Origin of the sequence: Rhodococcus olei, assembly GCF_039540555.1 — a bacterium.
GTDB classification, from domain to species: Bacteria; Actinomycetota; Actinomycetes; order Mycobacteriales; family Mycobacteriaceae; genus Rhodococcus_G; species Rhodococcus_G olei.
The window spans coordinates 440,782-451,521 of sequence record NZ_BAABFB010000075.1; the positions used below are offsets into that span (position 1 = coordinate 440,782).

Below are 10,740 nucleotides of genomic sequence, written 5' to 3' on the forward strand. Positions count from 1 at the left end.
AGCTCCCGCGGCGGGGCGGCTCAGGACGCCCCGCCGCGGTGACCCACCCGCGAGAAGATCCGGTCGCCCTTCGGGGCGGCCGGATCTTCTCGCATGTTCGGACCCGTTCTGCGGTCAGGACCGGAGCGGCAGCAGCGCGACCAGCACCGCCGCGAACGCGACCGCCGCACCCACCCAGTACAGGGTGGTGAAGGCCGCGAGCGTCGGCACCGTGACACCGGCGACGGTCACCGTGGAGCCGGCGAGGACGGCCGCACCGACGGCGCTCGCGGTCGAGGTCCCGACGGAGCGGAGGAGGCTGTTGACCCCGTTCGCGGTCGCGGTCTGGTCCATCGGCGCGGCGTCGGTGATCAGCACCGGCATCGCCGCCAGCGCCAACGCCACACCGCCGGAGATGATCGCGGCGCTGGCGGAGATGTTCGGCACCGTCGATCCGAGCACCGCCCGCAGTGCGTAGCCGACCGCGATGACCGCCGCACCCGCGACGAGGGTGACCGGCGCGCCTCGGCGGCGGGTCAGCCGCGCAGACAGCGGCGCGAGGATCACCATCAGCAGGCCGCCCGGCATCATCGCCATACCGGCGGACGCCTCGGAAAGCCCCGGGCCGTATCCGGTTTCGGGCGGGGCCTGCAGCTCCTGGGTGGCGGTGTAGGCGCTGAGGAACATCGCGAACCCGAGCAGCACGGCGCAGACGTTGGAGATGAGCACCGGACGCAGGACCGACGTCCGCAGGTCCACCAGCGGATCGCGGGTGCGCAGCTCGAACCGGCCCCACGCCGTCAGCCCCAGGATGCCCAGCACGCCACACGAGACCGTCGCGGCACCGGCCCATCCCCACTGCCCGCCCTTCGAGATCGCGAGCAGGGAGGCCGTCAGTGCAACGGTGAGCAGTGCCGCTCCCACGTGGTCGAACCGGCCGCGTGCCCGGACCGGGGACTCCGGGACGACGAGCAGCAGCACGGCGAGCACCGCGCCGGCGGCACCGGACAGCCAGAACAGCGCCGGCCAGCCGAGGTGGCCGTACACGACCCCGGCGAGCGGCATCCCGACCATCCCGCCGATGCCGAGCGTCCCGCTCATCAGTGCGACCGCCGTGCCGAGGCGCTCGGGCGGGAGCACGTCGCGCAGCAGGCTGACACCGACCGGCAGCAGCGCCATCGCGAAGCCCTGCAGCACCCGCCCGGCCACCACGACGGGGAATGCCTGCCCGAGCGCCGCGACGACCGATCCGGCGACCATGATCGTCAGGCACACCAGCATCATCGCCCGCTTGCCGGTCAGGTCGGCGAGACGACCCACCAGCGGCGTGGCGACGGCCCCGGTCAGCAGCGTCGCGGTCACCAGCCACGAGGCGGTGGTCGGCGAAACACCCAGCGCAACACTGAAGTCCGGAAGTATCGGCACCACCAAGGTCTGTTGCAGGGCCACCACGACCCCGCAGAGGCTCAGCACCGCGACGATCAGCCGCTGCCGTCCCGGGGCGAGGACGACCCCGCCCGTCGGCGACGTCGCCACGAGGTCGGTCGCCTCGCCCGTGCTCACCCGGTGACGCGGGCCGCGTTGCCGGCGTCGATCGGCAGCACGGTGCCGCTCACGTGCGCGGCGGCCTCGGCCGCGAAGAACAGGACGGCGCGGGTGATCTCCTCCGGCTCGAGCCAGGGCACCGGCTGCGCGTGCAGCGACTGGAAGACCGGCGCGACGTCGTCCCGGGTCGGGGAGTCGAGGTCCGGACGCATCATCGCGTACAGCGCGTCGTTGTGGATCATCCCGGTCGAGATGTTGCCCGGTGCAATGGCGTTGACGGTGATCCCGTTCTGCGCGAGATCCAGCGCCGCGCTCTTGGTCAGCCCGATCACGCCCCACTTCGACGCCGCGTACGCAGCCATGTTGGTGCTGCCCGCGCGACCGAGCATCGAGGAGATCGTGACGATGCGGCCGTATCCGCGGGCGACCATGCCGGGCGCGACGGCGCCGACGGTGTTGAAGACGCCGGTGAGATTGCTCGCGATCGCCTCGGTCCACTGGGCCGTCGTCATCGACTGGATCGGAGCGGCCACCGACACGCCTGCGTTGGCAACCGCGATGTCGACCCGGCCGAACTCGCTCTCGGCCTGCGCGACGAGGGCGTCCATCGCGGGACGGTCGGCGGTGTTCGCCTTGACGGCGATGCAGCGGCGGCCGGTGGCCTCGACGAGGCGAACGGTCTCGGCCAGGTCCTCCTCGGTGGCCAACGGATAGAACACGACGTCGCTGTCCTCACAGCGATCACAGATCACCACGTCCGCCCCGCGCTCGGCGAACGCCACCGCGTGGGCTCTCCCCTGCCCCCGGGCACCACCCGTGACCAGCGCCACCTTGCCGTCGAATTCGCCCATGCCGTCCTCCTCGCTCGTGGTTCGGATCCATCCCTACCCCGCCGCGTCCACCTCGTGGCGGAGAATCCCGGCCAGCGGTACGAACCCGCGAACCGTCCGGTTCCACGGTCGTCCCGCGACGACGGCCGCGAGCACCACGACCCCGGGGCAGGCAGCGGCACGGTCACGTCCCCCGCGCCCGGGTGCACTCGTGCGCGAACCTCGGCACCGGATCTCGACGGCCTCGGCCTCGGACTCGGCTCAGCGTGGGACGTCACCGAGGATCGCCACACGCTCCATCACGCGACGATGCGGGAAGTAGTCACTGGCGGCGTAGTGCTGCGTCGCCCGATTGTCCCAGAAGGCAATCGAATTCGGCTGCCACCGGAACCGGCACTGAAAATCGGGGACCTTGGCCTGGTCGAACAGGCGCTGCAGCACTCGCGCGCCCTCCACCGGGTCCAGGTCCGGAATGTGCGTGGTGAACAGGCTGTTGACGAACAGCGTCCTGCGTCCGGTCTCGGGATGGGTCCGCACGATCGGATGCCGCACCGGCGGATACTGCTCCTGCATCCGCTCCTGCTGCTCGGGAGACATCGAGCGCCCGAACGAGGGCATGAAGTCGTGCACCGCCTCCAGGCCGTCGATCGCGGCCTTGACCTCGTCGGACAGGCAGTCGTAGGCGTTGCCCATGTCGGACCAGAGAGTGTCCCCGCCGGCGGCGGGCACGTCGATCGCCCGCAGCACCGACCCGAGCGGGGGCCGCTGCTGCCACGTCACGTCGACGTGCCAGATGTTCTCGGTACCGGGACTGTCCTCCCCGCGCTCGAACCGGACCACCGAGGGCACCTCCCCCTGCGGCAGCAGGGGATGCACCTCGAGTTCGCCCCAGTGCTGGGCGAAGTCTCGATGCTGCTCGCCGGTGATGTCCTGATCCCGGAAGAACAGCACCTTCCACTCCAGCAGAGCGGTCTTCAGTTCCGCGATCACGTCGTCGCCGGGTTCGCGGAGATCCACTCCGCGAACCTCGGCCCCGATGAACGGAGTCACCGGCGTCAACTCGATCGCCCGATACGGGGCCGGCTCGAACCCCTCGGGGTTCCTGCGCATACCGCGCGGACCGAATTCGATTGTATGATCGCCGATTTCAACTGTCCTCGACGAAGTTCCCGTGTTCATGTCCGCCCTTCGGGTAGATGGTCAATGTGCGGCCGCGGCGCGCCGCCGGCGTCCGGCCTTGGAGTCCGCGGCTTCCAGGGAACCCACCGCCATGTCGATCAGATGGTCAACCGTCTCGGCGAAGGTGGCCTGCACGACCGGCAAGCCCTCGGCCCGTCGCTGTTCGTAGACGGCGAGCGCGGAGACGACCATGTTGTACATCAGGTCCACGCGTTCGTACGCGACCCGTCGGGACAGATGCCCCAGCGTGCGCACGAGGCGGGCCACGACCTCGCTGTTGGCATCCCTGATCTCTTCCAGTGCCCCGCCGACGAAATCCACGGACGGCGCCACCCTCGCGATGAACCTGGCGTAGTGACTGCCTTCGGGTTCCGATCCGAGAAACTCTGCGAGCGGCCGGATTCCGGCCTCAACCAGGGCGCGGAGGTCATCGCCACGCCCCTGCCGGTCGATCTCCTCCAGATACCGGCGCCGCGCGTCGTTGACGTCCGCCATCCGGTATCGGAAGACGGCGAGGAGCAGGCCGTCGCGGCCGCCGAAGTGGTACTGGACGGCGGAGTTGTTGCGTTGCCCCGCCGCTGCCGCCACGTCGCGCATGGAGACACCGTCGATGCCACGCTCGGCGTACATGCGTTCCGCCGCCTCGATCATCGCGGACTTCGCATTGTCGGAAGCTGCCATGCAAGCACGATATAAGTCATTGACTTAGCCGTCAAGACACTGCCTTAATAGTCCAATGATGCTTGTTCACTGCACTGTTCGCTGACGCGATCGCGCCGGAGCCGGCGTCAGACGAGACGGGTCTCGATCAACGGGACCACTGTTGCGTCGCAGCCGAACGTGACTACCGTCACTGTCCCGAGCTCCGGGCCCACTCGCCGCCCGTTCACGAGCTCGTTCGATTCGCCTCCCACCCACCCGGCCGCGGGTAGCCGCTCACCCGGGAATCCCACTAGCAAAGGACCACGATGGCGCTCGACCTGAACCCAGACCACGGCCCCGTGCCGAAGAGTCGACTGTTCGCCGTGCTCGCGGTGATCATCCTCTTCTCGGAGATCGCAACCTTCGAAATCCTGATGGTGTACCCGGCGTTGCCCCACATGGCGTCGGCATACCGGACCCTCGACATCGCCTGGGTGGTGTCCATCGTGACCCTGACCGGCGCCACCCTGATGCCGTTGATCGGCAAGGCCTCCGACAAGTGGGGCAAGAAGCGGATCATCCTGTGTCTGGGCGCGGTGTTCATTGTCGGCAGCATCGTGTGTGCACTGTCGACCTCGTTCTCGTGGCTGCTCGCGGGGCGCGCCATGCAGGGCGTGCTGGTCGGGATCGTCTCGCTCTCGTACAGCCTCGTGCGCGACATCATGCCGCGCGAGTTCGTGCCGATCGCGCTCGGCATGGTGGCCACCGGCATCGGCATGTCGGCCGTCGCCGGTCCGTTCATCGCGGGTTGGCTGATCGACGGGTTCGGCTTCGCGGGCATCTTCTGGTTCATGGCGATCTACCTCGGGGTGCTGATCCCGGTCTACTGGCTGGTGATCCCCGAGAGCTCGGTCCGCACCGATCGGCCTGTCGACTACCTCGGCACCGCACTGCTCGGCCCCGGCGTGGCCGTCCTGTTGCTCGCGACCACGAAGGGATCCGGGTGGGGTTGGGGCTCGATCCACACGCTGTCCGTGTTCGCGATCGGCGTCCTGATGCTGGCCTGCTTCGTGTCGTGGCAGCGCGTCGCGCCGCACCCGCTGATCGACCTGCGGATCCTCTTCGGTCGCCGGTTCGGACTCACGATCCTCGCCGTCGCCTGCGTGTCGTACATGATGAACGCGCACTCCATGCTGATGCCGACTCTGCTGCAGACTCCGGGAAACCTGCCCGGAATCAGCTACGGAGCCGGCCTGTCCGCCACCCAGTACGCGTTGTGGACCTGCCCGCTCGGCATCACCGCCATGGCCGCCGGACCCCTCGGCGGGTGGCTCGCGAAGCGATTCGGTGCACGCCATGTGCTGCTCTCGGCCGCCGTCCTGTTCGTCGGGGTGATGGCCCTCGGCGCCCAGCTCTTCACGCTGCAGTGGCAGGTCGGCCTCCTGAGCATGATCGCCGGGTTCGCCGTCGGCTTCCTGCACTCCTCGAACGCCAACCTCGTGCAGGACTCCCTGCCCGCCGCGAGCAGCGGTGTCGGTACCTCCATCGCCGGCGTCACGATGCAGCTCGTCTCCGCGGTCGCGGTCACCCTCACCGGCGTCGTGATGTCCCGGCACGTCGCCGCGGTCAACCCGAAGACGCACGCGGTCCTGTATGCGGACAGCGCGCTGACGAACGGGTTCATGGTCGCAGGCCTGGTCGGCCTCGTCGGCGTGGTCATCGCGGCGCTGATGCGCCACGGTCGTACCCCGGCGACGGGTGGCCTGCTCGAACCGGCGGACGACAGCGCCGCGATCGCCGGCGCCACGGTCGCCGCACATTAGTCGATCTCGGATCTTTCCGTACCACAGGAGTTTTCATCGATGAACCGCCACTCGATCCCGATCATCCGCACCGAGCCGCAGGTCGCGGCCGCGGTCAACCACTGCGACCAGCAGCAACTGTTCACACGGCAGGGGCCGGTCCGCCCACCCGCCGGGGCACCGAACGTTCTGCTCGTCATGCTCGACGACGTCGGATTCGGCGCGTCGTCCGCGTTCGGCGGGCCGTGCCGCACACCCACCGCCGAACGCCTCGCCGCCGATGGCGTCAAGTACACCCGCTTCCACACCACCGCCCTGTGCTCCCCTACTCGCGCCGCGACCCTCACGGGTCGCAACCACCACAGTGTCGGTATGGGCGTCATCTCCGAGATGGCCAGCGCCGCACCGGGGTACAACGGCACACGGCCCGATTCGGCGGCGACCGTCGCCCGGGTCCTGCAGGGGAACGGTTACGCCACCGGCGCATTCGGCAAGATGCACCAGACCCCGACGTGGGAGGTCACCGAGGCCGGGCCGTTCGACCGCTGGCCGGGCCGCGAGGGCTTCGACAAGTTCTACGGATTCCTCGGCGCCGAGGCCGACCAGTTCACCCCGGTCCTGTACGAGGACTACACGGTGGTCGATCTGCCGAGGAGTCCGCAGGAGGGCTACCACCTGAGCGAGGACCTCGTCGACCGTGCGCTGCAGTGGATCGAGGGCGTGTCCACGATGGACCCCGACAAACCGTGGTTCTGCTACCTGCCGTTCGGCGCGTGCCACGCCCCCCTGCAGGTGCCGGACCGCTACCTCGACAAGTACCGCGGCGAGTTCGACCACGGCTGGGACCGGCAGCGCGAGATCACCCTCGATCGTCAGAAGCAGCTCGGTGTCGTCGCACCCGAGACCGTCCTCGCGCCGTGGTGCGGCGATTTGCCGCACTGGGATTCGCTCAGTGCCGACCGGAAGAAGGTCTCCGCCCGGTTGATGGAGCTGTACGCCGCGTTCCTCGAGCACACCGACGACCAGGTCGGCCGCATGACCGATCGGCTACGCGAGGGCGGCATGCTCGACAACACGCTCGTCATCTACATGCTCGGCGACAACGGTGCATCCGCCGAGGGCGGTTTCGAGGGCTCGTTCAACTACCTCGCCGGGCTGAACGGCTACCAGCAGACCACCACGGAAGTGCTCGAGCGGTTCGACGAGCTCGGCACCCCGACCAGCTACCCCCACTATCCGGCGGCCTGGGCACAGGCGCTCGACACCCCCTATCAGTGGGCCAAGCAGGTCGCCTCCCACTACGGCGGGACACGTAATGGCCTGATCATGCACTGGCCCAACGGAATCACCGAGACCGGCGGCGTCCGAAATCAGTGGCACCACTGCGTCGACATCACCCCGACGATCCTCGAGGCCGCAGGCATTCCGGCCCCGCACACGGTCGACGGCGTACCGCAGAAGCCGATGGAAGGCGTGGCGATGAACTACTCGTTCAACGATCCGGCCGGCGAGGAACGGCACACCACGCAGTATTTCGAGATCTTCGGGAACCGAGGGATCTACGACCACGGCTGGACCGCGGTCACCGCGCACCGCGCGCCCTGGCTGATGGCCGCACGCGACCTGGAGCTGCCCAGCATGGACGAGGACCGGTGGGAGCTCTACGACACCACCACCGACTGGTCCCAGGCGTGCGATCTCGCGGACGTGTACCCGGACAAGCTCGAGAAGCTCAAGCAGAAGTTCCTCGTGGAAGCCGCCCGGTACCAGGTGCTTCCGCTCGACGACCGCACCGTCGCCCGGCACGCGACACCGGAGTCCCGGCCGCCGCACCCGCTGCGGGGCCGGCAGACCATCACGCTGTATCCGCACATGAACGGCCTGGTCGAGAAGGCCGCACCGTCGTTCTTCAACCGCTCGTACACGATCACCGCCTACCTCGACACGGCCGGGCGGCCGTGCGAGGGAATGCTCGTCGGACTCGGCGGCCGGTTCGGCGGGTTCGCGCTGTACGTCCTCGATTCGCTGCCGACGTTCTGCTACAACTTCAGCGGCGGCGGCCGGACGTACCTGCGCGGCACCGATCCGCTCACCGCCGGCACCCGGGAGGTGTCCGTCGAATTCGTCTACGACGGAGGCGGGATCGGGAAGGGCGGAACGGCGATCCTGTCGGTGAACGGCGTCGAGGCTGCGCGGGAGAGGATCGAGCAGACCACGCGTGCCATCTTCAGCATGAACGAACAACTCGACGTCGGCGTGAACCGCGGCAGCCCGGTGTCCGAGGAGTTCGCCGATCGCGGCCGCTTCGCGTTCGACGGCCGGCTCACCCGCGTGCGGATCGACCTTCCGGACGGCGGCCACGGGGTGAATGCGGACGAACGACGGCGGATCGCGCTCGCCACCCACTGACGGTGCGTGGGTGATTCCCGGGCCCGCTCTCGCCGGGACGGGCCCGGGGTCGCCTGCTCGCGCGCGTTCGCCCGGCGCCGTGCTCGCGGTCGCCCTATATTCGACGGATGGGATCAGCGACGACGTCGGTCGTCGAGGTCGACAACCTGACCCGCCGGTTCGGCCCGCGGCGGGGGATCACCGACGTCTCGTTCACGATCTCGTCGGGAGAGGTCTTCGGCTTTCTCGGCCCGAACGGCGCCGGAAAGTCCACGACGATCCGGCTCCTGTTGGGGTTGTACCGACCGACCTCCGGTCGGATGCGGCTGTTCGGCCTGGACCCGACCCGCGACGGCGTGCGGATCAACCGCCGCGTCGGCTACCTGCCCGGTGAACTCGCGTTGTACCTCAAGATGACAGGTGCGCAGCACCTGGATCGGTACGCTCGCATCCGCGGCCTCACCGATCGCACCTACGCCGACCACCTGGTCCAGCGGTTCGGCGCCCAGCTCGACCAGCCGATCCGGACCCTGTCCAAGGGAAACAGGCAGAAGATCGGACTGGTGCTGGCGTTCATGCACCGCCCCGAGCTGCTCGTGCTCGACGAGCCGACGTCGGGTCTGGATCCGTTGATGCAGGACGAATTCGCGCGGCTGATCCGTGAAACCGTGGACGACGGTCGCACGGTGCTGCTGTCTTCGCACGACCTCGAGGAGGTGCAGCGGCTCGCGGACCGGCTCTCGATCATCAAGGAGGGCCGGATCGTCGTCACCGACAGCGTCGACGGCCTGCGCCGCAGCGCCCCGCGCACCGTCGAGTTCCGGTTCGACCGGGCCGTCACGGCCGCAGACTTCGACCACCTCGACGGCGTCGCGGTGCGCGAGTGCACGGGCGGCCGGGTGACCCTGTCGGTGACCGGACCGGTCGCCGACCTTCTGGCCCGCGCCGGGAGCCTCGGCGCGGTGGACGTCTCGGCCCGCCGCGCCGATCTCGACGAGCTGTTCCTGAGCTTCTACCGCGACGAGCCGGCGACCGAGGAGGCGGAGGTACCCGATGCACACTGAGCCCACGGCAACCGGCTCACTGCAGGTGGCGGGCATCGACCTGCTCCTGCGACGTCGGTCGATGATCTGGTTCGCCGTCGGGATGGGCGTCTACGCCCTGGTCGTGATCGCGCTGTACCCGACGTTCAAGGACGACTCCGGGCTCGACGCCTTCGCCTCGAACAGCGAGACCATGGCCGCACTGTTCGGGATCAGCGGCTCACTGACCTCACCGGTGGGATGGCTGAACGCCAACATCTACAGCAACTTCCTGCCACTGATCGTGCTGCTCGTGACCATTGGCTACGGCGGGGCCTGCCTCGCCGGACAGAACGAGGACGGCACCCTCGGGCCGGTCGTGGCCTCGCCACTGTCCCGGCGCACCATCGCCGTGCAGAAGTTCGTCGCGATGACCCTGCTGGCGATCCCGGTGTGCGTGATCACCGCACTGTGCGTCGTGGTCGGGCGCAACTTCGAACTGACCGTCGACTACGGCGCGCTCGCCGGGACCACGGTGGCCCTGGTGCTGCTCGGCATGGTGTTCGGCGGGCTCGCGATGGCCGTCGGCGCCGCGACCGGCAGTCGCGGCGCGGCGGTCGGTATCACCTCCGCGGTCGCGGCCGCCGCGTACCTTCTCAATTCGCTTGCTCCCGTGGTGCACTGGCTGCACCCGGCCCGGTTCGCGTCGCCGTTCTTCTACGCCATCGGCGACAACCAGCTCGAGGACGGCCTGCCGCTCGCGTGGGCGGGGATCCTTCTCGGGCTCGCGGCCGCGACCCTCCTCGCCACCCTCGCGGCGTTCACCCGGCTCGACGTCGACTAGTCGACCGCGCGCCAAGATCGGCGGGCCGCACTGGCCTGTACGGACTTTCAACGAAGGAGACATCTTGAGCGACCACGAAGTGAAGATGATCGTGCTGACCACAGACGATCTCGACGAGTCGATCGGGTTCTACAGCGACACCCTTGGCATGCCGTTGAAGTTCCGCGACGGCGCTCATTTCGCCGCCCTCGACGGTGGCGGTGTGACCCTTGCGCTCGCGACCGCGGTCGATCATCCGATCCACGGTCAGGTGGTCGTCGGCATCAAGACCGCCGACGTCGACGCCGCCGCGAAGGCGATCGCGGAGGCCGGCGGCGGGATCGTGAAGGGCCCGTACGACGACGCGCACGAACGCCGCGCGGTGGTGTACGACAACAAGGGCAACGGACTGGTGTTCTACAGCCCGCTCGAGCGGTGACCGGCGCCTGATCGCCGCTTCCCCGATCGGCTGAAGATCACCTTCATGCGCTCGGATCGCATGAAGGTGACCTTCAGCCATGGCGGGGACG

9 protein-coding genes are annotated in these 10,740 nt (G+C 68.9%); 5 read left to right on the forward strand and 4 right to left on the reverse strand.

What is annotated here, in order from left to right; genetic code table 11:
- Window positions 1-114: 114 nt before the first annotated feature.
- The 4 genes from ABD951_RS26755 to ABD951_RS26770 form a co-directional block, all read right to left on the reverse strand.
- Window positions 115-1,542, reverse strand: coding sequence for an MFS transporter (locus tag ABD951_RS26755; RefSeq protein WP_345352873.1), 1,428 nt, complete (start codon window positions 1,540-1,542; stop codon window positions 115-117).
- Complete coding sequence (locus ABD951_RS26760; protein WP_345352876.1) at window positions 1,539-2,375, reverse strand: mycofactocin-coupled SDR family oxidoreductase; 837 nt, start codon at window positions 2,373-2,375, stop codon at window positions 1,539-1,541. The genes ABD951_RS26755 and ABD951_RS26760 overlap by 4 nt, the downstream gene beginning before the upstream one ends.
- Window positions 2,376-2,615: 240 nt before the next feature.
- Window positions 2,616-3,533 carry a TauD/TfdA dioxygenase family protein gene (locus ABD951_RS26765; protein WP_345352879.1) on the reverse strand — a complete coding sequence of 306 codons (918 nt, stop codon included), beginning with the start codon at window positions 3,531-3,533 and terminating at the stop codon, window positions 2,616-2,618.
- A 21-nt stretch (window positions 3,534-3,554) separates the two neighbouring features.
- Window positions 3,555-4,214 carry a TetR family transcriptional regulator gene (locus ABD951_RS26770; protein WP_345352882.1) on the reverse strand — a complete coding sequence of 220 codons (660 nt, stop codon included), beginning with the start codon at window positions 4,212-4,214 and terminating at the stop codon, window positions 3,555-3,557.
- A gap of 287 nt (window positions 4,215-4,501) precedes the next feature.
- Between ABD951_RS26770 and ABD951_RS26775 the strand changes: the two genes are divergently transcribed.
- The 5 genes from ABD951_RS26775 to ABD951_RS26795 all read left to right on the forward strand — a co-directional run bounded on the left by ABD951_RS26775 (window position 4,502) and on the right by ABD951_RS26795 (window position 10,649).
- Complete coding sequence (locus tag ABD951_RS26775; RefSeq protein ID WP_345352885.1) at window positions 4,502-5,998, forward strand: MFS transporter; 1,497 nt, start codon at window positions 4,502-4,504, stop codon at window positions 5,996-5,998.
- Window positions 5,999-6,037: 39 nt separating this feature from the next.
- The gene (locus tag ABD951_RS26780) at window positions 6,038-8,386 is read left to right on the forward strand and encodes an arylsulfatase (RefSeq protein WP_345352888.1); all 2,349 of its coding nucleotides are present in this window, start codon (window positions 6,038-6,040) and stop codon (window positions 8,384-8,386) included.
- 107 nt (window positions 8,387-8,493) lie between these two features.
- Entirely contained in the window at window positions 8,494-9,429 is a 936-nt protein-coding gene (locus tag ABD951_RS26785) for an ABC transporter ATP-binding protein (RefSeq protein WP_345352891.1), read from the forward strand.
- A complete protein-coding gene (locus tag ABD951_RS26790; protein WP_345352894.1) occupies window positions 9,419-10,231 on the forward strand; it encodes an ABC transporter permease in 813 nt (270 codons plus the stop codon). Before ABD951_RS26785 ends, ABD951_RS26790 begins: the two co-directional genes overlap by 11 nt.
- Window positions 10,232-10,295: 64 nt before the next feature.
- On the forward strand, window positions 10,296-10,649 hold the full coding sequence (locus ABD951_RS26795; protein WP_345352897.1) for a VOC family protein: 354 nt from the start codon (window positions 10,296-10,298) through the stop codon (window positions 10,647-10,649).
- The last annotated feature ends 91 nt before the right edge of the window (window positions 10,650-10,740 follow it).

What these genes read in the sequence shown, in the direction of transcription:
- ABD951_RS26760 (WP_345352876.1), bottom strand. Translation starts at nt 2,375, where the DNA reads ATGGGCGAATTCGACGGCAAGGTGGCGCTGGTCACGGGTGGTGCCCGG.
- ABD951_RS26765 (WP_345352879.1), bottom strand. Translation starts at nt 3,533, where the DNA reads ATGAACACGGGAACTTCGTCGAGGACAGTTGAAATCGGCGATCATACA.
- ABD951_RS26770 (WP_345352882.1), bottom strand. Translation starts at nt 4,214, where the DNA reads ATGGCAGCTTCCGACAATGCGAAGTCCGCGATGATCGAGGCGGCGGAA.
- ABD951_RS26775 (WP_345352885.1), top strand. Translation starts at nt 4,502, where the DNA reads ATGGCGCTCGACCTGAACCCAGACCACGGCCCCGTGCCGAAGAGTCGA.
- ABD951_RS26780 (WP_345352888.1), top strand. Translation starts at nt 6,038, where the DNA reads ATGAACCGCCACTCGATCCCGATCATCCGCACCGAGCCGCAGGTCGCG.
- ABD951_RS26785 (WP_345352891.1), top strand. Translation starts at nt 8,494, where the DNA reads ATGGGATCAGCGACGACGTCGGTCGTCGAGGTCGACAACCTGACCCGC.
- ABD951_RS26790 (WP_345352894.1), top strand. Translation starts at nt 9,419, where the DNA reads ATGCACACTGAGCCCACGGCAACCGGCTCACTGCAGGTGGCGGGCATC.